Raw genomic sequence first — 24,058 nt, forward strand, 5'->3', positions numbered from 1 at the left:
TCAGGTCGGTTCTTCTGTCGCCGTAACGTCTGTGAGTGGCTGTCGACTCATGCGCCAGAGCCGGGTAAACAGGAAAATCGCGGCAGCGGTGAGCCCGATAATCAGTCCGCTCCAATAACCCTGCACTCCCAGTTGTGGGAAGATCCAGATGCCTTTGGCCAGCATATAGCCCAGCGGGAGACCGAACCCCCAATAGGCCAGCAGGGTGGCGAGCATGATGGCGCGGGTATCCCGGTAGCCCCGCAGCGCGCCGGAAGTCGATGCCTGAATGGCGTCCGAGAGCTGGAAAATCGCTGCCATAACAAGCAGGTGCGAGGCTACGGCGACCACGGCGGGGTCCGGACTGTACAGGGCGGCGATGTCCTGCCGGAATACCAGGATCAGCAGGGCGGCGACGACGGCAAAACACACGGATACCGCAATGCCTGAGAGAGCTGCCAGGCGGGCGCCGGCTCGATCTTTGCGGCCCAGGAAATAACCGGCACGCACCGAAATGGCCATGCCCATCGACAGCGGCACCATATAGGTGGTAGCTGACAGGATATAGGCGATCTGGTGTCCCGACAGCACAACGGCGCCATAAGCTGACACCAGGAGCGAGATGATGCTGAACAGGCTGGCTTCGAAGAATATCCCCATTGCGACCGGGACACCGAGCCGGGCCAGGCGCAGAATCTCATCCTTGCGGGGCGGATGGCGTTCAGTGTAGAGCGAGGGCAGTCTCTGTTTGCGGGCTGCCACGCGGGTGTAGCCCCAGGCAGCCAGGACCATGAGCCAGATGACCAGGGATGTCGCCCAGCCGCAACCTACGCCACCCATCGGCTGGATCGGGCCGAGTCCGAAAACGAGAATGTAGTCCGCCGGTATATTCACGAGAAAGCCAAGGGCCATGAACATCATGACCTGGCGGGTACGGGCCTGGCCTTCGCAGAAGCTGCGCAGGGGTTGATAGAGTCCGATCGCCGGCGCACTCCAGCCTACAGCCGCCAGATAGTCCTCGGCGCGGGTACGTACATCGGGGGTGACCTGGAGAAAATGCGTGAACCAGGCGCCATGCTGGCAGATCCACCAGCCGATCACGCCCAGGGTTACGCCAAGCCAGAGTCCCTGGTGGGTTTGATCCACGGCCTTGTGAGGCGCCTGCTCGCCGATGGCATGGGCGACAAGCGCCGACAGGACCACCAGCACGCCGGTGATCGTCAGGAAGATGGGCATCCAGATGGCGCTGCCCAGCGATACGCCGGCGAGTTCGTCCGGGCCGGCGTTGCCGGCCATTACGCCATCGACGAACAGCAGGCCGCTCTCCAGCAATTGGGTTGCCACGATCGGCAGACCCAGACTGAGCAGCGCACGGACTTCCCGCCGGGCAAGCTCCATGGTGGGCACTACGGGATTAGGTGTGGCGCTGGACACGGGAAACCTCGAAATGCGAAACCTGCATGCGGGTTGTTTCCCCGCACCGGATATGCCGGTTGGCGACAGGGGGCAACGCCGTATGCCGAATGCCGTGCGGCATGTACAATGCGCCCGGAGAAAACGTGGAAGTCTGTCTTGTAATGAACCATGACTACAACGATCTGATCGCCTTATTTAACGGCTTGTTCGAGGAAACAGAGGGTACCATCCTGGTACGTGGCGAAGACGAGCCGATCTATCTGCCACGGGACGAGAGCTGTCCCCATGATCGTGTTATATTTGCGCACGGTTACTTTTCCAGTGCACTGCATGAAATCAGTCACTGGTGTATTGCAGGTGTCGAGCGCCGCCGCAAAGTCGATTTCGGTTACTGGTATCGCCCCGACGGCAGGACTGCGGATGAGCAACGACAGTTTGAACAGGTGGAAGTGCGGCCACAAGCTCTTGAGTGGCTGTTTTCCGAAGCTGCCGGTGTTCGCTTTCATGTCAGCCTGGACAACCTAAACGGCGCCAAGTCTGGTAATGACCAGTCTTTCAGGCAAGCTGTCTGGGAGCAAGCGCATCGATACCTGGATCGAGGATTGCCTGCCAGGGGCGGCCGTTTTTTGGCGGCGCTGTTGGCATTTTACCGTCGAAGCGACCAATTTGGTCCGGCGAATTTTGATCTCGCCGTCCTTTGAAATCCGTCCAGTATATCGGATGACGGCGACGGATACAGAATTATCTATGATCGCTTAATAGCGATAAATCAATTGATTAGGGTTTATTAATTATGCATTGGTTGAAAATGATTTGGCAGTGGCTGATGCGGTGGCTACGGGGATCCCCCGCGCCAGCGCAACAGCAACCGTCTCCGGTACGCGACACGACTTCAGCAAAACCCAAGGGTGCTGGCACCAAGGCCAAGGTAGTTGCCGACAGGTCAGTCGCCGACAGGTCTGTGCCGCCGGCTAAAGGTGTCCCGGCAGCCGCTGAGCCGCGAAAGCAGGCTGACGATGCCGTCGCAAAGGGCGGCACCGACAAGCCAAAAGAGAACCGTCCGGCGCCTCTTGCCCCGCCAGAGAAAAAGGCACCCAAGCCGGTGGAAAAACCCTGGAAGCCCGAGGATTACCAAGTGCCTGAAGCGGAGGGCAAGACCCGCTTTACCGACTTCCAACTGGGCACAGAACTTTTGCATGCGATCGCTGATTCGCAGTTTCAGTACTGCACGCCGATTCAGGCAGAAACCCTGCCTCAGACGCTGGCCGGTAACGATCTGATTGGTCAGGCTCAAACCGGCACCGGCAAGACGGCCGCCTTCCTGATCACGGCTATTCAACGCATGCTGGAAAAGCCGATTTCCGAAGAGCAGCGTTTTGCCAGCGAGCCGCGGGTGCTGGCGTTGGCGCCGACCCGGGAGCTGGCCTTACAGATTGGTCGCGACGCCGAAGGCCTGTGCAAGTATACGGGCCACCGCGTGGTAACCGTCGTTGGCGGGATGAACTACGATACCCAGCGCGAACAGCTGCGGCATCACGTTGTCGATATCCTGGTCGCGACGCCAGGTCGCCTCATCGATTTTCTCGGTTCCCAGGATGTGTTCCTGGATCAGTTGGACCTTCTCATTATCGACGAAGCCGATCGAATGCTGGATATGGGCTTTATCCCGGATGTGAAGCGCATCATCCGTAAGTGTACGCCGCGAGAGGAGCGTCAGACGCTGTTGTTCAGCGCCACCTTCAATCAGGATGTACTCAATCTGGCGTCCATGTGGACTCGGGCGGCGGCCTTCGTCGAGATCGAGCCCGAGCAGAAGACGGCCGAGCGCGTCGAGCAGACGGTCTATATGGTGTCCGAAGATGACAAGCTGAAGGTATTGTGTAATTACCTGCTGCAGCATCCCGTGGATAAGGCGATTGTTTTCGCCAACCGCCGTGACCAGACCCGGGATCTGGAAGAGGCCCTGCGCCGGCAGGGGGTTCGTTCAGCACTGTTGTCCGGGGAGATTGCGCAGAACAAGCGTCTGCGAACGCTGGAACAGTTCAAGGCGGGTGATATTCAAGTGTTGGTGGCGACGGACGTGGCCGGACGTGGGATTCACGTAGATGGTGTCAGTCACGTCTTCAACTACAACCTGCCGGAAAATGCCGAAGACTATGTCCATCGTATCGGGCGTACAGGTCGAGCCGGAGAGTCGGGTGTCTCGGTCAGCTTTGCCAGCGAAGATGACGCTTTCGCCCTGCCGGCCATCGAGGCCTACATCGGGCAGAAGCTGAACTGCGTTATTCCTGAAGAATCCCTTCTGGCTCAGTTGGCCGTCGCCGAGCAGCGCCGCTCGACGTCCCGTTCCCGTCCGCGCCAGGGTGGCCGGCAGGGTGGGGGTGGAAAAGGTCGCAGACGCGCTTGAAGTTCCGGTAACGCTGACAGGTTAACGGCCAGTTTCTGGCGTCATAGGGTGCTCAGGCATGCGTATCGTAGCTGATGAGAATATTCCGTTGCTGGAAAGTTTTTTCGGTGACCTTGGGGATATCCGCCGGGTTCCGGGGCGTCAGATGCAGCGGGAGCACTTGAAGGATGCCGATGTCCTCCTCGTGCGTTCTGTTACGCGCGTCGACCGGGAGCTGATTGCAGGAACACCGATCCGCTTTGTTGGAACCGCAACGATTGGCGTCGACCATATTGATCGGGCAGCTCTGGATGAAGCGGGGATTAGCTTCGCCAGTGCGCCCGGCTCAAATGCCAATTCGGTGGTTGAGTACGTAACCTGCGCGATATCCCTCTATTTGGAGCGAACCCGCCGGTCCTGGCAGGACATCAGTGTTGGTATCGTTGGGTGTGGCAATGTTGGCTCACGCTTGCGGCAGCGGCTGGCCGGGCTGGGATGTCAGGTCAAGGCTAACGATCCGCCCTTGCAGGCAAAAGGGGAAGGCGGGCTTGTCTCCCTGGAAGAGGCGCTGGCCTGCGATGTGGTATCACTGCATACGCCGCTTACACGGGATGGTGAGTTTCCCACCTGGCACCTGCTGGATGCGAATCGGTTGGCAGGACTGAATGCCTCCCAATTATTGATCAACAGTGGCCGCGGCCCTGCCATAGACAACCAGGCGCTCAAAGCACGCTTGAAACAACCCAACGCACCCTTGGTCGTGCTCGATGTCTGGGAGCCGGAACCGGATATCGATACCGAGTTGTTGGAAAGGGTATGGTTAGGGACACCTCATATCGCGGGTTACAGTCTCGATGGCAAGGTCAACGGGACGGAAATGATCTATAGAGCCTTGTGCCAGCACTTGGGGCTGCCGGTTTTGCGACGGGCAGAGCAATACTTGCCGGAGCCTCCGCTGAGCCTGTTGGCTTTCACCGCGTCAGCGCGCACGGAAGAGGCGGTTCATACCGCAATCCGGGCCTGCTATGACATCCGATACGATGATGGTCTGCTTCGGGGCCTGTTGCGGATGCCACAGGATGAACGTCGAGCTTATTTCGATCAGTTGCGGCGGCATTATCGGGTACGGCGGGAATGCGGCAGCGTCAAAATCTGTCTGAAAGGAGCTGCCCGGGAGATGGAGCGCAACTTCACGGTGCTGGGGTTCAGCATAAAACGCTAGGTTATTGCTCATTCAGCCCTGAATGCACCGCCCTTCGTTGTGCGGTCTTCTGCCGTCAAGACGCCGTGCTAACGGTTTCTATTGCCGTAAATCGCGCTTACGCGGCAGGTTCCGGTGACCTAGCCTTTGGGCGGAAGTTCGAAGCGTTCGCCCATTTTCCACTCTTCCTCTTCAACGAGCGCGTCAAGCGCTTCCTGAATCATGGCGTTCGTGATCGGGATTTCATGGCCGTCGGCCATCACCAGAGCCGCCCCATTCATCGAGGTTTCTGCAGCCACAGGGGGCTGTTGGGCTACATAGTGTTGTGTGCGCATAGTCCGGCCTCCACGACAGGTTTCTGTTGAGGTCACTGCTGAAACCAACGTCATTACGCTACAGTTCGAGTATGACTGATCTTTGACATTTTGCCTCGTCAAAAGGTCGGACACATCGTGAAAAATTGTGAGCCGGTCAGCGGTAGTGACGGAGGAAAAGAGCCCTGGGAAGATGGGGGCCCGGAGCCATCCTTGGCGCCTTGGCAGAGTGGAAACCGACCCCCCTTACGATGCGGTGTTTACTGATACTTACGGGCGCGCAATGCTTCAATCCGCAGATCCAGGGGCGGGTGGCTGGAGAACAGTTCGGCCAGACCGGAGCGCTTTCCCTGGCTGATGCCGAAAGCCTGCATGGATTCCGGCATGGCATCCGGTATTTCGGACTCCCGTTTCAGGCGATTGAGCGCGCTAATCATGGCCTCCGTTCCCGCCAGGCGAGCACCGGCGGCATCCGCCCGGAATTCCCGCTGCCGGGAGAACCACATGACGATCAGGCTGGCGAGTATGCCCAGGATCACTTCTGCGACCATGGTAACCAGGAAGTAGCCAATGCCGCGGCCTTCTTCTGAGCGGAACACCGCGCGGTCGACAACGTCGCCGATAATTCGGGCGAAGAAGATCACGAAAGTGTTCAAAACGCCCTGAATCAGGGCCAGTGTTACCATGTCGCCATTCGCCACATGGCCGATTTCGTGACCGAGAACCGCTCGTAACGAGTCGCGATCGAAGCGCTCAAGTATGCCGGAGCTGACGGCAACCAGTGCGTCGTTCTTGTTCCAGCCCGTGGCAAAGGCGTTGGACTGGTCGGCTGGGAAAATGGCTACTTCGGGCGTGCGAATCCCGGCGTTACGCGCCAATTCGCCCACGGTTGTCAGCAACCACTGTTCGCTGGCATTTGAGGGGCTGTCGATGACAACGGCCCTGGTTGTCCATTTCGCTATCGATTTGGACATCAGCAGCGACACGAAGGAACCGGCAAAGCCGAAGACGGCGGCGAAAATCAACAGCGCATTGAAGTTCATGCCGTGCATGGACATGTAACTGTCTACGCCGAGTAGCCGAAGTGTGATGTTGGCTACCAACAAAATAGCCAGGTTGGTGCCAAGAAACAGCAGGATTCGCATCATAGACCAGTGTACTCCTATACCCTGAGAGTGAATCCATGACCGCAATGACAGTCGATCATAAATTTAAGGAATATTTAAGGTCGATAGGGATTCGAATCAATAGGGTCAATCCCTTAATTTACTGTCATGTTGCGATGTGAGTTGTGGGGGAATCGACCGGAAAAAGGATGCGGTGCAGGGTTTGGGTGATTCGCTCGGAGCCGCCATCGCGCAGCGCTTCTCGGATCAGGTTGATATGCGAGAGGTAGTTGGATTTGACCGCTTCCGGTGCATCGGGGGGAGGTGACGCCCAGGCGATAAGCTGCGGGTCCCGGCTAAGGGAGCTTAGTCGGACAAAACTCTGCTGGGTCAGGATGGCCTGATCGACGGCTTCCTGTCGGATGGTATCCACGTAGCGGATAAAGCCTTCTTCGGCGAGCCAGAGCATGGCACCGAAACAGGCCATATGGCGCTTGCTGTGAAGGCCGAATTCATCGGGTTGATCCGGACCGGCGATGTCTTCGACGAAAACGCTGGCCTTGCGCGGGAAGGCATTGTAAAGCTGCAGCAGTATGCGAGCGGTGTCCTTGTAGAAGTCGTCGATATGGATGTCGGCCATGATTTTCCTGTCTTACCGTCGGTGAAACGGGGGGCGCCCTTAAGACGCACCCCGCTTCTTTTCTATTGGCGGTAGCTGGCCAGGAAATGTGCCAGACGCTTGATAGCGTCTTCGAGGAGGTCTTCCCGTGGCAGAAACACCACGCGCATGTGCTGGCGGTCGTCGATGTTGAAGGCCGACCCTTGCACCAGCAGGATGCGCTCCTGCAGCAACAGATCCAGCACCAGTCGCTCGTCGTTCTGAATAGGGAAGCGTTTTGGATCCAGCTTGGGGAAAAGGTATAGCGCGCCATTCGGCTTCACACAACTTACCCCGGGAATATCGTTCAGCAGTCGCCAGGCCGTGTCGCGCTGTTCGCGCAACCGTCCACCGGGGGCGACCAGGTCATTGATTGACTGATAACCGCCGAGTGCAGTCTGGATGGCGAACTGTGCGGGAACATTGGCACAGAGGCGCATGGACGCCAGCATGTCGATGCCTTCGATGAGGTCGCGGGCCTGATACTTGGCTCCGCTGATGACCATCCAGCCGGCACGGTAGCCGGCAGCCCGGTAATTTTTCGACAGGCCGTTGTAGGTGAAGAACAGGACGTCATTGGCCAGCGATGCCGTTGAGATGTGGGTGGCATCCTCGTAAAGGATCTTGTCGTAGATTTCATCCGACAACACCACGAGGTTGTGCTCCCTGGCAAGATCCACGATCTGCTGGAGCAAATCGCGGGAATAGACAGCGCCGGTCGGGTTGTTGGGGTTGATCAGTACGATGGCGCGGGTCCGCGATGTCAGCTTACTGCGTATATCGTCGATATCCGGGTACCAGTCCTGCTGTTCGTCACACCGGTAGTGGACGGGTTTGCCGCTGGACAAGGTTACGGCGGCGGTCCACAGAGGATAGTCCGGCGCGGGAATCAGGACTTCGTCTCCGGTATTGAGCAGTGCTTGCATCGACATGACGATGAGTTCGCTGACACCGTTGCCGATGTAGATGTCTTCGATGTCGACATCGGAAATTTCCCGCTGCTGGCAATATTGCATGACCGCCTTGCGCGCCGAGAAAAGGCCCTTCGACTCGCAGTATCCCTGGGCCTGGGGCAGGTTGTAGATCATGTCCTGCTGTAGCTCGTCGGGGACATCGAAGCCAAAGGGGGCAGGATTACCGATATTGAGCTTGAGGATGCGGTGACCTTCATCCTCGAGGCGGCGGGCTTCCTGAAGCACCACACCACGAATTTCGTAACAAACATTGTCCAGTTTTGATGACTTCTTGAAACTTTGCATGATCGTCGGCAATCCTTGAAAACCGGAGAACAGGGCCAAGCTCTTACCGTTGACGGGCAGCCAGCGTAAAAGTACGGCATTATTGGAGCTGAGGATCGTATTCTAAAGGAGGCTCGGTCTATGAAAAAAGTGATGAAATCTGACGAAGAATGGCAAAAAGAGCTTTCACCTGAAGTGTATCGCATCACGCGGCAAAAAGGCACAGAGCCCCCATTCAGCGGTCTCTACAACGGTTGTCACAAGCAGGGCACCTACGTCTGTGCCTGTTGTGGGCAGCCCCTGTTTCGTTCCGGCGAAAAATACGATTCCGGTTCCGGCTGGCCGAGTTTCTGGCAGCCGGTGGCGGAGGCTGCCATCGAAGAGCATGTCGACCGTAGTCATATGATGGTTCGTACTGAAATCGTTTGCAGCCGTTGTGAGGCTCACCTGGGGCATGTTTTTGAGGACGGCCCGAACCCAACGGGCTTACGCTATTGCGTTAACTCTGCCTCCCTGAAACTGGATGAAGAGGGTCAGGAAGGGTGACGTCATTCCGTATTATCGAAGACCGGGCTCTTCGTCGCCTGGGCAGTCCAGAGGCGCTGGAGGCCCGTATGCCGGCGGTACTGACCGGGGGCGAGCTGGCTTCCCGCCCTGACGGTTATTTCCTGTCCGCCATGTCTCGCCGCATTTTTCAGGCAGGGATGAAGCATTCGGTGATCGATGATCGCTGGCCGTTTTTCGAGGAATGGTTCTGGCATTTCGATCCTGAAAAGCTATCGCTGTTGTCGGAGCCCCAGCTCGAACAAGCCATGCAGGAGCCACGGTTAATTCGTCATTGGGGCAAGTTAAGGACGATTCCGATCAATGCTGCGGAGATGTTGGCGATCAGTCGGGAGCACGGCGGGTTTGGGCGCTGGCTGGCGGAATGGCCGGACAGCGATCTTGTCGGCCTTTGGAAAGTGCTGGGAAAGCGCTTTGAGCGAATGGGAGGGCATTCCGCTCCGCGTTTCCTGCGACTGTGTGGGCGAGATACATTTGTTTTCACCGATGATGTGCTCGCGGCATTGAAAGCGCTCGACGTGATCGACGGCAAGCCCACCCGTAAAGATGACATCGCGCGGGTAACGGCCCAATTTCTGACGTGGCAATCTGAGAGCGGGCGCCCCCTGGCTCACCTGAGTCGGATACTGTCACTGACCGTGGATTGAATTCGGGCAGGGCCGCCTTCAGTCGTTCGGTTTTCATAAAAGATTGTGCGCAATATTATTTTGTGCAATGCTTTTAGCATAACCGAATCATGGGAAAGGGACTTGGATATGGCAGAGAATACGTCGATTTACGACATCGCGGTAAAGGATATCAAGGGGAACGAACTCGCTCTTGAGGCGTATCGCGGCAAGGTGATGCTGATCGTCAATACCGCAAGCAAGTGCGGCTTTACACCGCAGTTTGAGGGCTTGCAGGCGCTGAATGAGGCTTATGAATCGCAGGGGCTGGCTATTCTGGGTTTTCCCTGTAACCAGTTCCTCAGCCAGGACCCTGGTAGTAATGACGAAATCAGCCAGTTCTGCTCGCTCAATTACGGCGTGACATTCCCAATGTTTGCCAAGGTTGAGGTCAATGGTCCGGATGCGCACCCGCTTTACCAGTTCCTCAAGCATTCCGCCAAGGGCATGTTGGGTTCTGAAGGGATCAAGTGGAACTTCACCAAGTTCCTGGTCGACCGGTCCGGCCGGGTCGTTAAGCGTTATCCGCCGACAGTGAAGCCGGAAGCGCTCAAGGCCGACATCGAAAAATTACTGAAAGCGGCTTAACGGAGTATCCCCGTGTCTTCAGACGCCCCGGCTTCGATGGAGGCAGATGATCTCTGGCTTCGGTTGGACAATCAGCTGTGTTTTGCGCTTTATGCGGCAAACCGTGCGGTAACAGCCGAATATCGGGAGTTGCTGGCCGATCTCGATCTGACGTACCCCCAGTATCTGGTCATGCTGGTGCTCTGGGAGGCGGAGCGGTCGGGGCAGGTCGTAAAGATTTCCGATCTGGGGCAGCGGTTGCGTCTGGATACCGGTACGCTTACCCCGTTATTGAAGCGAATGGCTGGGCACGGTTTGCTCGAGCGGCGTCGCGACCAGCAGGATGAACGGATCGTGACGCTGCATTTGACAGCGTCCGGCTCCGCTTTGCGGGAAAGTGCCAGGTCAGTTCCGCGGGAGCTGGTCTGCCGGGCCGGTATGGAGCGCGAACAGCTCGTCAGTCTGAGGCAGACCCTGTATCAGTTGCTCGAACACTTGGAGAAAGTGACTGATCACGGTTAGGCATCGCGCTCCAGTCGATGGCTGGCCCGGTCGGTCAGCCATTTGCTGATGGCGACCCGCAGGGCATCCATATTGTATGGTTTGGTGACATAATCATTCATGCCGGCGCGGAGGCAGTCTTCCCGGTCGCCCTGCATGACGTTGGCCGTGACGGCAATGACAGGCAGGTCTTTCCAGCGACCGTTTTGACGAATATGACGGGTGGCTTCAAAACCATCCATAACCGGCATCTGGCAGTCCATCAGGACCATATCGAAACTTTGTTTTTCCAGGGTCGTCAGGGCGCGCTCGCCGTTTTCCGCCAGGGTGACGGCGCAGCCGAGTTTTCGCAGCATGCCGCTCGCAACAATCTGGTTGACCCGGTTATCCTCCACCAGCAATACGCGAACGCCTTGAAGAGAAATATCCTCCATGTTGCTTTGGTCGCTGCGTCCCGGGAGCACTTCTTCCGCCATTCCCAATACGGCCCGGACTGCATGCCTGAATTGGGCACGGCAGAGTGGAAGTTGCACGCGAATGGTCGTGTCGGCATCGGTCAGTCTATTTTCCGGTTCGTCCAACACGAGGATCTTGGCTTGATCTTCTGCGGGGAGTGAGGATCGCTGAGAGCGGAGTGTGGCGGAACGGATCAGCAGGATATCGGGATTATCCTGTTTCAGTATTTCGGGTTCCAGCGAGGGCCGGATACTCACTTCAGCGCCCCAGTACTCCAACTGGGCCACCAGGGCCGGGCGGTGAAGATACTCTTCAGAAACATTGAGAAGGACGCGATAACCCTTGAGGAAACGTGGGTCGGCGCCGGCTGAAGCGTCTTCAGCGATTTCCAGTGGCAGTGTGACAATAAAAGAGGTACCCACGTTTTCCTGCGACTCGACGTTGATGGAGCCTCGCATACGGTCGACCAACTGGCGACATAGCGCGAGCCCTAAACCCGTTCCCCCGAAACGTCGGGTGGTGTCCGAGTGAGCCTGCGAGAAGGGCGAAAAAATACGCTCCAAAGAGAGTTCAGAAATACCGATACCGGTATCCGATATACGCAGCATTACACCCTGGGATGCCGCCTCCACCCTTAATGTCACGCTACCCTTGTCGGTGAATTTGATGGCGTTGCCCAGAAGGTTGGCAATGATTTGGCGGATGCGGGTCGGGTCACCCAGGTAGGTATCCGGTAGATCCGGCGCGACATCGACCACCATGGCCACCTGCTTGCGAGCGGCCTGTTGAGACAGCAGTGCGGCGTTTTCTTCCGCCAGTTCGCGCAAGCTGAACGGAATATGTTCCAGGCTGAGTTTGCCGGCCTCGACTTTTGATATGTCGAGGATGTCGTTGAGCAGGCTCTGCAAGCTATGTCCGGCACTCAGGGCAATCTGCAATCGGTTGCGTTGCGCAGGCGACAGCTCTTCATCGAGCGCCAGGCTCACCATGCCCAGCAGGCCGTTTAGCGGCGTGCGGATTTCATGACTCATGCTGGCCAGGAAGTTGGCACGGGCGCGGGCCCTGCGCATCGCGTCCTCCTTGGCCTGAATCTGCGCACGGTTGCTACGCTGTAAGGCTTCGTTCTTGTCGGAGATTTCGCGGGTACGGGCTTCGACGATCTGTTCCAGCTCTTCGGAATAGCCTTTCAAGCGCCCTTCGGCTTCGCGCAGTTTCTGTAGGTTTTCATCGATCTTGTCGAGATGCTCATTGGTGATACTGACCAGCAATCCAATCTCGTCTTCACGATGTCCCAGGGGAATCGGCAGGCGGATTTTTTCCCGTGTGTCGGTATCGACCTGGGAAAGGGCCTCAATCACGGCCAATAGCGGTTTGGTCAGCATGACGTAGTAGAGGAACAGCAGGATAACGGCGAGGATCAGGCTCCGTGCGAATCCGCTGATGATGGTCGACGCCGCCCGCTGCAGGAACGCGGTGCCGTAATAGTAGGTGTCGACCACCAGATCCAGGTGCCCCAGGTCTATATCCGAGAGCTGAGGCACGCGCAGTTGTTCCGTGTATTGGCGCTTGGCGCCAAACAGAAGATCGCTGAGCCATCGGTAGGGGGATTCGCTGACAGGGCGTTCGCGTTTGGCCAGGACCCGGCCGTCAGGATCAACGATTTTTGCCTGCACGATGGCGGGGTGCTGAAGCAGGCCTGTCAGGAGTTCCTGGGCGAGGCGTGTATCGATGTTATAGGCGATTTGCGACGCCGGGCTGTGGCTAATGTCGAGGAGAGCCCGAATCTCCTGATCCATGGCACGCTGCGCGTTGAAATAGTCAAAAGTGACCTGTACGAAGTTCAACAGGATGCCGAGCGTCAGCGCGAGCAAAACCGTGTTACGCGCAAGTTTGAACGACAGGCGTTTGGCGACGTCAATCTTCACGGTATGCACTCATCCCGTTGTGTGCTGGAGCGGCGTCATCGAACGCCTTTGCCCGATAGTCCCGTCGGGTGCCCGTTGATATGTTATACCGTGCGAATCAGGAGTCGTAATCCGCTTTTTTCTTCCAGGCATCTTCGTCCTTGAGCATGGATTCCATTTCTTTATCGAGACGGTTGGTGTCTTCGGCGCGTTTAGCGGCGGGCTGCTTGCCCAGGGCTTGTTGTTGCAATTCCTCAATTTTCTGCCGGTATCCCTTGATCGCCTTAACGGCTTCTGGATTGTCCTTGCTCTTTTCGAGTTCAGTGCAGGCGAGGTTCAGGCAGTGAATCGCCTTGCGGAAGTCTTTGCGCTGAAGGTGTTCATTGGCAGTATGCGCCAGCAAGTCCGCCTGGGCCCGGTGGACGAAAAACAGAATCTGCTTGAGGTGCTGGCGGGCGACAGACGTCGCCAGCTTGCCGCTTTTGTGTCGCGCTTCGACGAAGCGGAACAGTAATTCCAACAGATGCTTGGCGGTATCGAACGTTTCTTTGTTGTCGATCGGTAAAGGCTTTGGGGCCGGCCCCTTCGCCGATTCGATGATCTGTTGACGCCGACTTTTGTCATCGGCGAGCAAGGTGTCGATATCCATCGTTGATTTGAGCGCACGCATTTCCCCGCAAAGTTCGATCGCACGGTCGACGATCAACAAGCGCAGCTCATTCGTAAGAAACTGCGGAGGCAGTTCATTCAGCATGCGGTTCATGCGTGAATGGGCATCTTCAAGTGCGGTCAGACGTCGAGCCTGCTCGAGGCGATTGCGCTCTCGTGCCTGCACGAACAAGATGATGCCAATCGACGCGATTACCAGCACACCGAACAATACGACAATATTGGTAGTTGTCATTACTACAGTTCACACCTGCAATGATTCTGCGTTTGCCAGCAGTATAGCTCACTGTTGGATAACGGAAAGTCGCGAGTTATGTCGAAATGTTATCGAAAGTTGAGACCCTTCGGTGTGAGCAACAGGGAAAGGGTGCCCTGGACTTGGTCGAGCCCGGACCAGGATTTGACGCTGAAACGTATGGCGGCCAATCCGCAGGTGGGAAGGTTGGTGATGTGGCTATCGCTAAGGCGGTTTATCACATCGGTCAGTCCAGGATTATGTGCGCAGATCATCAGGTGGTCTATGTGATCGGGAGTACGGCAAATACACTCGAACAACTGGCTCCAGTCGGCGTTGTACAGGGTTTTGTCGGTGGTCAGCGCTGACGTTTTGAGGGAAAGGTGGGCACCCACACAGCGGGCCGTGTTGTAGGTTCTGACGGCAGGACTGGCGACCAGAATATCCGGCGACCAGTGCAGGCTGGCCAGTAGATCGCCCATCGCCGCGGACTGCTTTTTGCCCCGCTTGTTCAGAGGCCGGTCGAAGTCTTTCAGCGATGTATCCTTCCAGGACGACTTCGCATGCCGGAGGAGGGTTAACGTTTTCATGGCGATAGCGCTCAAGTTAAGGGAGGTCTTTGCGTTTTAGCACACCAATATGAACCCATGCGAGCATGCGTCGGTTCCGGAATTTTTTCCATGTATGTTCGGTGTGGATGCATTTAGATGGTGAATGATGGGATAATGCCGTACGTTTATGTTGTACGAAGGGGCGCCTGATGGACCTATCCCGAGTTGATCTCAACCTGCTGGTTTACCTGGATGTGTTGTTGCGCGAGAAAAGCGTGACGAAGGCCGCCAATCACCTCGGTATCACGCAGCCGGCATTGAGTAACGGTCTTCGACGCTTACGCCAGTTGTTCGACGACCCCATTCTGGTTCGCACCAGTGAAGGCATGACGGCAACCGACCGTGGGACGGAATTACAGCCGCTTGTGCGGTCCATTCTGGCGGAGGTTGAGCGAGCCGTGCAGCCGACTCGTTCATTCCAGGCAGAGGAAAGCCAGCGGGTGTTTCGGGTCATGGCCAGTGACTATGCCGAATCGACGTTGATTCCCCGGGTTCTCAAACGTATCCGCCAGGAAGCCCCCTATGTCACTCTGGATGTGCTGACACCCAGCGATGTCAGCTTTCTGGACGTCGAGCAGGGGCGGGTGGATATGGCCATCAATCGCTTCGACAAGATCCCCCAATCGTTTCACCAGAAAACGCTCTGGATGGACTACTTTGCCTGCCTGATGAGTGCCCGCAATCCGATCCTGCAGGAACCGTTCGTTTTGGAAACCTATCTGGCGGCGAGTCATATTTGGGTCAGCAAGACGGGCTTTGGGGTAGGCGTGGGCGTCAATCCCAAGGATGTTCAGCGTTTGGGTTGGGTCGATGAGGCCCTGGCGCGAATGGGGCGTAAACGGCGTATTTCGGTATTTACCCGTCACTATCAAGTGGCCACGCTGCTGGCGGAGCAGCATGACCTGATTGCGACCTTGCCCAGCCGTGCCGCGTGGCGGCAGCGGGATAATCCCGCTTTGGTGATCAAGGCGCCTCCCTTTGATATTCCGCCCTTTGAGTTAAAAATGGCCTGGAGCCCCCTACTGCAACACAACCCGGACCATCAATGGCTGCGCCGAGTGATCGTCGATGTCGCCCATCAGGTCGATGAGGAATTCGCACCTTTCGGTGTACAGTTCGAGCCGAGTGGGCCGCGGCCGCTCAATCCGTCAGAGCGGTAATTGACGTAGTTCGACGGATGCCTTGGCATAGTCCCACTGGCGCTGGTATTGCTCTGCCAATAAGCGGATTTTGCCCGACGCGCTGAAATTGGCGAATCCGGCCGGCGCCGACCAGTCGTGCCGGAACAGCAGCCCGTCGTTATCGGCGATAATGAAGGCCCTTTCGTCGAAGGGGTAAGCCGGGTTAATCAGCTTAAGACTGATACTGCTGGGGAGGCGCTGCATCAGTTGAACAAGCCGATGACGGCGCTCGACCAGCGGGCGATCATCCTGAATCAGTAAGCGCACCTCGGTCGCACGATGACGACGGGCAAGGCGTGACATTTCGTCATAGAGAAACTCGGAGTCGTAGCGCTCATGCTCCAGTTGCCTGTCATAGATCCAGAGTCGCTGGCTGGCCTGGCCGATCAGGTGATTTGCCAACTGACTCCAGTCGCGCACGTCGGAGTATAGCCAGCTGCTGTCGTCGCGCCCCAGTTGCATGGGAAAGGGCGCGTCGGCGGGCGAGCGTAGGATGAGTTGGGCCGCGGCACAGCGCATGTCCCGGTGAGGCAGGCCGGCTTCTTCATAGGTCTCAGAGCACAGGTGGAATCCGCTGCGCTCATAGAAGGGTATGGCCTGCTCCTGTGCGCTGAGGCAGAGGAAGGCGTAACGTTGAGCGCCTGCACGCATGATCTCATGCAGCAGTGCGCTGCCAATACCCTGACCGCGCACCGAAGGTTCAACCGCCATTCGCCCTATGCGTCCGGTTTCCACGACGGAAGGGTAAAGTCGCCCGACAGCGACGACATCCCCGTTATCGTCAAAGCCGACAAAGTGTTCGGCGATCTCGTCGGTGTCGTCCCATTCCAGATCGGCAGGTACGCCTTGTTCTTCGATGAATACCCGTTCCCTGAGCCGACGCGCTGCCTGAGGCAGACGATGCCAGGGAAAACGTTCAACCTGTAAGCTCATGAGGCATCATAGAGGCTCCCCTGGTTGAATAGCAGGGTCACCAGCTCCAGTAAGGCCTGATCGTCGATGAGGCGGGCCAGCTGTTCTGTATCCACCTCATAGCGGCGGCAGAGCAGGGGTGCCAGTTCGCGGGCTTCTCCCCGCAAGAGGTAACGCTCGCCATCAACGAACAGAGCAGTTTCGTCACCCAGATCATGGTAGGCGAAACGTGAGCCTTCGTTCCAGCAAATGGGCGCCCCGCTGTCGATCAGTTCTCGAATGTCCTGGTCGCTCCAGGGTTCATCGAGGGGGATGACAATGTCTTCGTGCTTGGGTTCGGTGGAGAACTGGCCGAACCAGAGCGTAAGCTGACGGCGGTCGAGCAGTTTTTCCCGGATAATCGCTTCGAGGTCGTCCAGTACCTGTGTGTCGATTCGGCCGGGGTTGTCCTGCAGGCGCAGGTCACGGTCCTCCAGGTGCCGCTCGCTGTCTTCCTGATGGCAGCAGTAGTCGCTGAAACTGGTAATGATCTCTTCGTGGGTCGGTGACCTGAAACCAACGGAAAAGGTGATGCAGTCGCCTTCCGCCACACCCCAGTGGGCAACCTGCGGCGGTAAATAAAGCATGTCGCCCGGTTCCAGTACCCATTCCTCGTCGGGTTGGAAGTCGCTCAGAATCCGTAGAGGCGTCCCCGACAGGCGTGGAGAATGGCTGTCGCAGTTGCCCCCCACCTGCCAGCGCCGGCGGCCTTCGACCTGCAGCAGGAAAACATCGTAATAGTCGAAATGCGGGCCGACACTGCCGCCATCCGGTGCGTAGCTGGCCATGATGTCGTCAAGACGCCAGTTGGGGATGAAGCGAAAACGGTCAAGCAGTTCGGCGACTTCGGGTACCCAGTGATCAAGGCCTTGGACCAGGAGTGTCCAGGGGCTATCCGGAAGTTTCTCGAAATGACTTTCATCAAAAGGACCGTGCCGGAGCTGCCAGGGTTTGCCGTTGTCGTTTTCGATAACGATACGTGCCTCGACGTTTTCTTCGCAGGCCAGGCCGGCGAGCTCGTCGGCGGAAATCGGTGAAACCAGGTCTGGAATCGCCTGCCGGATCAGCAAGGGACGTTTTTGCCAGTAATCGCGCAGGAAGGTCTCGATCGAAAGGTCGCCGAGCACGGACATGGTGAGCTCCTGATAGTCAGCCATAATGCGCTGGTATCGATACACAGGCATCAAGGCGTGAAGTTGCAGTGTCGAGATACTAGCCGGTGGATGCAGTTGGACTGCACCCATCAGCAGAAAGGCCCGGTTAGATGGCGCGCGCCTGATCGGTGGCGTTACCGGTATAGGTCGCAGGTGTCAGCGCAAGAAGCTGGTCCTTGGCGTCCTGGGGGATATCCAACTGGGCAATGAATTGTTGCAGGACTTCACGGGTCATCGCTTTGCCCCGGGTCAAGGCTTTCAGCTTTTCATAAGGCTGTTCGATATTGTATCGGCGCATGACCGTTTGGATCGGCTCAGCCAGGACTTCCCAGCTTTGGTCGAGATCGGCGGAGAGTCTTGCCGGGTTGATTTCCAGCTTGTTCAGGCCCTTCAGGGTGGCCTGGTAGGCGATCAGGCTATGGGCAAAGCCGACACCGAGGTTGCGCAGCACGGTGGAATCGGTCAGATCGCGCTGCCAACGGGAAATCGGGAGTTTGCTGGCCAGGTGCCCGAGAATCGCATTGGCGAGGCCCAGGTTGCCTTCGGAATTTTCGAAGTCGATAGGGTTGACCTTATGGGGCATGGTCGAAGAGCCCACTTCACCTTCCACAGTCTTCTGCTTGAAATAGCCCAGGGAGATATAACCCCAGATATCCCGGTCGAGGTCGATCAGGATCGTGTTGAAACGGGCAACGGCGTCGAACAGTTCCGCGATGTAGTCGTGCGGCTCAATCTGGGTGGTATAGGGGTTCCACGTCAACCCCAGGGATGTCACGAAGGCTTCGGCGTTGGCCTGCCAGTCGACATCCGGATACGCGGACAGGTGAGCGTTGTAGTTGCCAACGGCACCGTTCATTTTTCCGAGCAGTTCGACCGATTGAATCGGCCGTAGTTGGCGGCGCAGACGGTGCACGACATTGGCCAGTTCTTTGCCCATGGTTGTCGGCGATGCGGTCTGGCCATGGGTACGGGCGAGCATTGGCTGGTCGGCGAGATCCTGGGCCAGCCCTGTGAGGCGGTCGAGAATCTGGTTCATGGCGGGCAGCAGGCCATGATCCAGGCCTTCGCGCAGCATCAATGCGTGGGACAGGTTATTGATGTCTTCGGAGGTGCAGGCGAAATGAACGAACTCAGTGACGGCCTGCAACTCGGGAAAGCGGTCAGCGACGGCATCGAATTTCTGCTTGATCAGGTATTCAACGGCCTTGACGTCGTGATTGGTTGTGCGCTCGATCTGTTTGACCTGTTCGGCGTCCGCCAGGCTGAATTCGGAGATCCACTGATCGAGCCAGGCATTGGCGGCTTCGGAGAAAGGCGGAACCTCGGGAATACCAGGATGATTGGCCAGTTGCTGCAACCAGCGAATTTCCACCGTAACGCGACAACGGATCAACCCATACTCGCTGAAGATTTCGCGAAATACCTGGACTTTATCACCGTAACGGCCGTCGACCGGGGAGATGGCGGTCAGGGCAGTCAGTTCCATCAGAAGACCTCTTGAAATTCGATACCGGAGAAGGGATGCAATGATACACCAATACCGGTGTATTTTCGGCGATTTTGTCGGGGCCTCATTGAAGGCCCCCATGACTCGGGGATTCAGTGTGTTCCGAGGGAGGCGGCCAATTGCCGGGCGGATTTGATATACCGTTGCCGCCCGAAGACCAGCTGCCAGCGGCGGCCTCCGGTTTGATGCCAAAGGATGGCGGAGCGGATTCCCGCAAGCAGCAGTGCGCGAATCTTGACGGCGTTGCTGTCGACCCGCAGGTGCGATGGATTTCCCGTCACCTGGATGCGCTGGCTGAAGGTGCTGATACTGTCCAGGTAAACGGACGCCAGATTGCTCAGCGTATTGCTGTGGGTATAGCCAAAATGATCGGCCGTATGGCGAGCCTGTTCGATGCGCTTCCCAATCAGGTCAAGCATATCCTTGCGGCGGCGTAGCCTGCCGCTGAGGTGAACCAGGTTAAGACTGTAGCGGAGGATCTCGATATCCTTATGGCTGGTCTGGCGATCCAGCACCTCGCCCATTTCCTGTAAGCCCAGGCGAATACCATAGTAGTCACCAAAGACATCGATGGTTGACTGTGGGTTTGTAACGAACAGCGACATCAGGCTGCTGTCCATAGTGGCTTCCGGACAGGTTCCGCGATGGGCAATCTGGTGTACCAGCGCGGCCGCCTGGAAGACTCCGGCCAGAGCAACGGTGCGATCTTCTTGCGTATAGCTCAAGGGTGTGACGCCTTGTCGATAGGAATGGTATGCGTGAGAACAGCGCCGGCTTCAGCGATTTCATCATCACGGAAGCTTTGCTCAATAACACCGCCCCCGAGACAGATATCCCCCCGATAAAAGACCACGGACTGCCCCGGCGTCACCGCTCTTTGGGGCTGGTCGAAAACAACATGGAATCCGCCGTCTACCTTTTCTACGACACAGTCCTGATCGGGCTGCCGGTAGCGCGTTTTGGCCTTACAGCGCAAGGGCATGTCGGGAGCTTCTCCGGCGACCCAGTCAACGGTGCCGGTGGTCAGGGCGCGGGCGAAAAGCAGGGGGTTCTGTTTGCCTTGGACGACCACCAACACGTTGCGTTCCAGATCCTTTTTCGCGACATACCACGGCGCATCGCCATAGTCGCGCAGCCCGCCGATGCCGAGGCCCTCCCGCTGGCCGATCGTATGATACATCAGGCCCTGGTGACGACCGATAACATCACCGTCCGGGGTCTGTATCTCGCCGGGCTGAGCGGGTAGGTATTGCTTGAGAAAGTCGCGAAATTTGCGTTCGCCGATAAAGCAGATGCCGGTGGAATCCTTTTTATCGTGAGTGATCAAACCCTGTTCTTCGGCGAGTTCGCGTACGCGGGGCTTTTCCAGCTCGCCAACCGGGAAGAGCGTTCGGGCGATCTTGTCGCCGGATACGGCGTGCAGGAAGTAACTCTGATCCTTGTTGGGGTCCAGGCCCTTGAGCAACTGAGCCTGTCCTTCCGTCACGCGGGACCGGGTGTAATGGCCGGTCGCAATATAGTCGGCGCCCAGCGTCAGTGCGTAATCCAGAAATGCGCGGAATTTGATCTCTTTATTGCAGAGAATGTCAGGATTGGGCGTGCGGCCCGCCTGATACTCTTCGAGGAAATGTTCGAATACCCGATCCCAATATTCGGCAGCGAAACTCGCTGTATGCAGCTTGATGCCCAGGCGATCGCATACCGCTTGGGCGTCAGCGAGATCCTGCATGGCCGTGCAGTACTCGGTGCCGTCGTCCTCATCCCAGTTCTTCATGAACAGGCCTTCCACCTGGTAACCCTGTTGCTGCAACAGCAGGGCTGAGACGGAAGAGTCCACACCGCCGGACATGCCGACGATAACTCGGGTATCTTGGGGAGCCTTTTTCATGTCGTTGCGTTTCATCTTGGATCGGTCAAAGAGGCGCTATTGTATCAATCTTGCGGCAAATTGCCCGGTTGCCTGTTGTGGATTGTACGCATGCAGGATCCCGCGACGGCCTAGGCTTGGTTGGAAGGCTCTGCCTGCAATTCCCGAATAACGTCCAGCGGCCAGCGACGCCCCTGGCGATAATCGTCGATACATTGCATCACCAGTGGGCTGCGTAGGGATTCGGCACGTGCCAGCAGGGCGTCATAGGACAGCCAGTGGGCGGCTACGATATCCGGGTCCAGCTCCGTAGTAACCTGTTCGACCGCCTTTGCGACAAAGCAGAAGCGGTAGTATGTCACGCCGTTTGCGGGCGCTTTCCAGGTATAGAGGCCGAGAAATTCCGTCGGTTCCACCTGCCAGCCGGTTTCCTCCAGGGCTTCACGACGGGCCGCATCGATCAGCGATTCGTTCTCTTCGACGTGGCCTGCGGGCTGGTTGAACACACGGGCCTCTTCCCGGCCTTCTTCGACCATAAGGAACTGGCCGTCGGTTTCGACGACGACTGCGACCGTAGCGTGGGGTGTCCAGCTCATGGTTATGGGCTCCTCTTGTGTCGGGTGGCGTGGGTGCGAGGCTTGGGTGTCGGGCGCTGGCCGCCCTGTCGTCGAGCCGGCCGAGAGGCGCCCTGCGACAGGTGTACGGACAGGACGCGGGATTCGCCCGGCGCAAGACCCTGTAGTGTCCAGTCGCCCACAGCCCAGCGAACCAGGCGCAGTGTAGGGTAGCCTACCGCAGCCGTCATGCGGCGAACCTGACGATTGCGGCCCTCGGACAAAGTCAGTTCCAGCCAGCTGGTCGGGATCTGGCGCCGTTCACGTACGGGAGGCTGGCGTGGCCAAAGGTCCGGGGCTGAAATCCGGCGCGCCTGGGCCGGGCGAGTGGGGCCGTCGTTCAGATTGATGCCGTGACGGAGTGCGTCGAGGGCTTCGTCGCTGATAGTGCCTTCGACTTGTACCCAATAGGTTTTGGGGAGTTTAAAGCGTGGGGAGGCGATTCGGGCCTGCAGGCTGCCGTCGTCGGTCAACAGGACCAGTCCCTCGGAGTCGTAGTCCAGACGCCCGGCAGCGTAGACGTTAGGCACGTCTACGTAGTCGGCCAGCGTGGCCCGCCCTTTCGTATCGGTGAACTGGCAGAGCACGTTGAACGGCTTGTTAAGAAGGATCAGTGTTGCCATGGATGCGTCGTGTCGCGATTTGTAATAAAATTACGCCCGGCAGGGAGGGGCTTAGATCTTCGTGTAATAAAACTACAAAAACGGCTTCATTCCCTCTAATATACTGCCGACAGCTCAGAAGCGCTTAATGGGAAGCGAAGTGTAGTCGTTCGCTCCCAGGTTTGATAGCGATGTATGACGGCGACGCCGCCACCTGTCATAACCCCCCGCCAGGTGCCTGTCACTGAAGCGTGTCCGTCACAAGAGGATGGGGTGCTCAGATTTCGGTGGAGGTCCGGTTTGCTCATCGCATCGGCTGCTTGCGGCCGCCCCCCGGCCCGGATGTCCACGCTAGCTATCAGCTACAGCTATCAAAACGTGCATCTTTCGTTTCACCAATACGGAGACAAGCATGGGATACCAAAAGATTACGGTTCCTAAAGACGGTGACAAAATCACTGTTAACGCGGACCTGTCCCTGAACGTACCTAACCACCCCATTATTCCTTTCATCGAAGGCGACGGTATCGGTACAGATATCACGCCGGCCATGATGAAGGTGGTTAATGCCGCGGTCCAAAAGGCTTACGGTTCCAAGCGTTCCATCGTATGGATGGAAGTATACTGTGGTGAGAAGTCGACCAAGATTTACGGTCCGGACGTCTGGCTGCCGGAAGAAACCCTGGAAGTGCTGCGAGAGTATTCTGTCAGCATCAAGGGCCCTCTGACGACGCCGGTGGGCGGTGGTTTCCGCTCCCTGAACGTTGCCCTGCGCCAGGAGTTGGATCTTTACGCCTGTATCCGCCCGGTGCGTTGGTTCAAGGGTGTTCCCAGCCCGGTCAACCATCCCGAGCTGACCGACATGATTATCTTCCGTGAGAATTCGGAGGATATCTACGCAGGTATCGAGTGGAAGGCTGACTCGGAAGATGCCAAGAAGCTGATTCGCTTCCTGCGCGAAGAAATGGGTGTCAAGAACATCCGTTTCCCCGAAGGCTGTGGTATCGGCGTTAAGCCGGTGTCGAAGGAAGGTACGCAGCGTCTGGTGCGCAAGGCGATTCAGTACGCGATCGACAACGATATGCCCTCCGTTACCTTGGTGCACAAGGGCAATATCATGAAGTTCACCGAAGGTGCTTTCCGTGACTGGGGTTACGAGTTAGCACGTGATCGTTATGGTGCAGAGCCCCTTGACGGTGGTCCCTGGCACACGATCAAGAATCCTGTGACTGGCCGCGACATCATCATCAAGGATGTTATCGCCGACGCCTTCCTGCAGCAGATCCTGATGCGTCCCAATGAGTACAGCGTCATCGCGACCCTGAACCTCAACGGCGACTACATCTCCGATGCCCTGGCCGCGGAAGTGGGTGGTATCGGTATCGCTCCGGGCGCCAACATCGGTGGTTCCATAGCCATGTTCGAGGCTACCCACGGTACGGCGCCGAAGTACGCCGGCCAGGATAAGGTGAACCCTGGTTCATTGATCCTGTCTGCGGAAATGATGCTGCGCCACATGGGCTGGTCCGAAGCCGCAGACCTGATTATCAAAGGCGTTGAAGGGGCGATCGAGGCGAAGACGGTTACTTACGACTTCGAACGTCTGATGCCTGATGCCACGCTGCTCAAGTGCTCCGAATTTGGTGACGCTGTCGTTACCAATATGGACCGCTGAGTGGTTTGACGGGGCCACCGGCCTTGCGCTGGTGAGT

The 24,058-nt window shown here is 57.5% G+C and carries 24 protein-coding genes; 9 read left to right on the forward strand and 15 right to left on the reverse strand.

Annotated features, from left to right (window positions below; all coding sequences use genetic code 11):
* Complete coding sequence (locus CLR77_RS13340) at positions 1-1,413, reverse strand: MATE family efflux transporter (protein WP_143269415.1); 1,413 nt, start codon at positions 1,411-1,413, stop codon at positions 1-3.
* 59 nt (positions 1,414-1,472) lie between these two features.
* Here CLR77_RS13340 and CLR77_RS13345 point away from each other — a divergent pair, with 59 nt between their 5' ends.
* The 3 genes from CLR77_RS13345 (at position 1,473) to pdxB (ending at position 5,003) form a co-directional block, all read left to right on the forward strand.
* The gene (locus CLR77_RS13345) at positions 1,473-2,096 is read left to right on the forward strand and encodes an elongation factor P hydroxylase (protein WP_227519924.1); all 624 of its coding nucleotides are present in this window, start codon (positions 1,473-1,475) and stop codon (positions 2,094-2,096) included.
* A gap of 125 nt (positions 2,097-2,221) precedes the next feature.
* Positions 2,222-3,802 carry a DEAD/DEAH box helicase gene (locus CLR77_RS13350; RefSeq protein ID WP_097461491.1) on the forward strand — a complete coding sequence of 527 codons (1,581 nt, stop codon included), beginning with the start codon at positions 2,222-2,224 and terminating at the stop codon, positions 3,800-3,802.
* Positions 3,803-3,860: 58 nt separating this feature from the next.
* Positions 3,861-5,003, forward strand: a complete 1,143-nt coding sequence (pdxB, locus tag CLR77_RS13355) for a 4-phosphoerythronate dehydrogenase PdxB (protein ID WP_097461165.1) — start codon at positions 3,861-3,863, stop codon at positions 5,001-5,003.
* A gap of 119 nt (positions 5,004-5,122) precedes the next feature.
* Here pdxB and CLR77_RS13360 read toward each other — a convergent pair whose 3' ends face one another.
* From CLR77_RS13360 to CLR77_RS13375, 4 genes are all read right to left on the reverse strand, one after another.
* Positions 5,123-5,317, reverse strand: a complete 195-nt coding sequence (locus CLR77_RS13360) for a PA1571 family protein (protein WP_097461166.1) — start codon at positions 5,315-5,317, stop codon at positions 5,123-5,125.
* A 239-nt stretch (positions 5,318-5,556) separates the two neighbouring features.
* Positions 5,557-6,444 carry a protease HtpX gene (gene htpX / locus CLR77_RS13365; RefSeq protein WP_198962761.1) on the reverse strand — a complete coding sequence of 296 codons (888 nt, stop codon included), beginning with the start codon at positions 6,442-6,444 and terminating at the stop codon, positions 5,557-5,559.
* Between the two features lie 124 nt (positions 6,445-6,568).
* Positions 6,569-7,042, reverse strand: a complete 474-nt coding sequence (locus tag CLR77_RS13370) for a hypothetical protein (protein WP_097461167.1) — start codon at positions 7,040-7,042, stop codon at positions 6,569-6,571.
* 62 nt (positions 7,043-7,104) lie between these two features.
* Positions 7,105-8,319: a pyridoxal phosphate-dependent aminotransferase gene (locus CLR77_RS13375; protein ID WP_097461168.1), complete on the reverse strand. Its 1,215-nt coding sequence runs from the start codon at positions 8,317-8,319 to the stop codon at positions 7,105-7,107.
* Between the two features lie 120 nt (positions 8,320-8,439).
* Here CLR77_RS13375 and msrB point away from each other — a divergent pair, with 120 nt between their 5' ends.
* The 4 genes from msrB to CLR77_RS13395 all read left to right on the forward strand — a co-directional run bounded on the left by msrB (position 8,440) and on the right by CLR77_RS13395 (position 10,616).
* Positions 8,440-8,844: a peptide-methionine (R)-S-oxide reductase MsrB gene (msrB, locus tag CLR77_RS13380; RefSeq protein WP_097461169.1), complete on the forward strand. Its 405-nt coding sequence runs from the start codon at positions 8,440-8,442 to the stop codon at positions 8,842-8,844.
* Entirely contained in the window at positions 8,841-9,509 is a 669-nt protein-coding gene (locus CLR77_RS13385; RefSeq protein WP_198962762.1) for a DNA-3-methyladenine glycosylase I, read from the forward strand. The genes msrB and CLR77_RS13385 overlap by 4 nt, the downstream gene beginning before the upstream one ends.
* A gap of 108 nt (positions 9,510-9,617) precedes the next feature.
* Positions 9,618-10,115: a glutathione peroxidase gene (locus CLR77_RS13390; protein WP_097461170.1), complete on the forward strand. Its 498-nt coding sequence runs from the start codon at positions 9,618-9,620 to the stop codon at positions 10,113-10,115.
* Positions 10,116-10,151: 36 nt separating this feature from the next.
* Entirely contained in the window at positions 10,152-10,616 is a 465-nt protein-coding gene (locus CLR77_RS13395; RefSeq protein ID WP_097461171.1) for a MarR family winged helix-turn-helix transcriptional regulator, read from the forward strand.
* On the opposite strand, the gene CLR77_RS13400 is transcribed toward CLR77_RS13395, so the two are convergent.
* The 3 genes from CLR77_RS13400 to CLR77_RS13410 all read right to left on the reverse strand — a co-directional run bounded on the left by CLR77_RS13400 (position 10,613) and on the right by CLR77_RS13410 (position 14,449).
* A complete protein-coding gene (locus tag CLR77_RS13400; protein WP_097461172.1) occupies positions 10,613-12,976 on the reverse strand; it encodes a hybrid sensor histidine kinase/response regulator in 2,364 nt (787 codons plus the stop codon). The two genes, CLR77_RS13395 and CLR77_RS13400, sit on opposite strands and share 4 nt — an antisense overlap.
* Before the next feature lie 97 nt (positions 12,977-13,073).
* Complete coding sequence (locus CLR77_RS13405; RefSeq protein ID WP_097461173.1) at positions 13,074-13,859, reverse strand: hypothetical protein; 786 nt, start codon at positions 13,857-13,859, stop codon at positions 13,074-13,076.
* Between the two features lie 89 nt (positions 13,860-13,948).
* Positions 13,949-14,449 (reverse strand): SixA phosphatase family protein, encoded by a 501-nt coding sequence (locus CLR77_RS13410; protein WP_097461174.1) that lies wholly within the window; start codon positions 14,447-14,449, stop codon positions 13,949-13,951.
* A gap of 170 nt (positions 14,450-14,619) precedes the next feature.
* On the opposite strand from CLR77_RS13410, the gene CLR77_RS13415 reads away from it, so the two are divergent.
* Positions 14,620-15,630 carry a LysR family transcriptional regulator gene (locus CLR77_RS13415; protein ID WP_097461175.1) on the forward strand — a complete coding sequence of 337 codons (1,011 nt, stop codon included), beginning with the start codon at positions 14,620-14,622 and terminating at the stop codon, positions 15,628-15,630.
* On the opposite strand, the gene CLR77_RS13420 is transcribed toward CLR77_RS13415, so the two are convergent.
* From CLR77_RS13420 to CLR77_RS13450, 7 genes are all read right to left on the reverse strand, one after another.
* Positions 15,619-16,584 carry a GNAT family N-acetyltransferase gene (locus CLR77_RS13420; protein ID WP_097461176.1) on the reverse strand — a complete coding sequence of 322 codons (966 nt, stop codon included), beginning with the start codon at positions 16,582-16,584 and terminating at the stop codon, positions 15,619-15,621. The genes CLR77_RS13415 and CLR77_RS13420 overlap by 12 nt on opposite strands.
* A complete protein-coding gene (locus CLR77_RS13425; RefSeq protein WP_097461177.1) occupies positions 16,581-17,735 on the reverse strand; it encodes a cupin domain-containing protein in 1,155 nt (384 codons plus the stop codon). The genes CLR77_RS13420 and CLR77_RS13425 overlap by 4 nt, the downstream gene beginning before the upstream one ends.
* 127 nt (positions 17,736-17,862) lie before the next feature.
* On the reverse strand, positions 17,863-19,242 hold the full coding sequence (purB, locus tag CLR77_RS13430; RefSeq protein ID WP_097461178.1) for an adenylosuccinate lyase: 1,380 nt from the start codon (positions 19,240-19,242) through the stop codon (positions 17,863-17,865).
* Positions 19,243-19,355: 113 nt separating this feature from the next.
* Positions 19,356-19,988, reverse strand: coding sequence for a high frequency lysogenization protein HflD (hflD, locus tag CLR77_RS13435; RefSeq protein ID WP_097461179.1), 633 nt, complete (start codon positions 19,986-19,988; stop codon positions 19,356-19,358).
* A complete protein-coding gene (gene mnmA, locus CLR77_RS13440) occupies positions 19,985-21,166 on the reverse strand; it encodes a tRNA 2-thiouridine(34) synthase MnmA (RefSeq protein ID WP_319823065.1) in 1,182 nt (393 codons plus the stop codon). Before mnmA ends, hflD begins: the two co-directional genes overlap by 4 nt.
* Before the next feature lie 95 nt (positions 21,167-21,261).
* Positions 21,262-21,726 carry an NUDIX hydrolase gene (locus tag CLR77_RS13445; RefSeq protein ID WP_097461180.1) on the reverse strand — a complete coding sequence of 155 codons (465 nt, stop codon included), beginning with the start codon at positions 21,724-21,726 and terminating at the stop codon, positions 21,262-21,264.
* Between the two features lie 2 nt (positions 21,727-21,728).
* Positions 21,729-22,367, reverse strand: a complete 639-nt coding sequence (locus tag CLR77_RS13450) for a pseudouridine synthase (RefSeq protein ID WP_097461181.1) — start codon at positions 22,365-22,367, stop codon at positions 21,729-21,731.
* 391 nt (positions 22,368-22,758) lie between these two features.
* Here CLR77_RS13450 and icd point away from each other — a divergent pair, with 391 nt between their 5' ends.
* Positions 22,759-24,021 (forward strand): NADP-dependent isocitrate dehydrogenase, encoded by a 1,263-nt coding sequence (icd, locus tag CLR77_RS13455; protein WP_097461182.1) that lies wholly within the window; start codon positions 22,759-22,761, stop codon positions 24,019-24,021.
* Positions 24,022-24,058: the final 37 nt, after the last annotated feature.

The organism is Mangrovitalea sediminis, assembly GCF_002514725.1.
Classification (GTDB): domain Bacteria; phylum Pseudomonadota; class Gammaproteobacteria; order Pseudomonadales; family Oleiphilaceae; genus Mangrovitalea; species Mangrovitalea sediminis.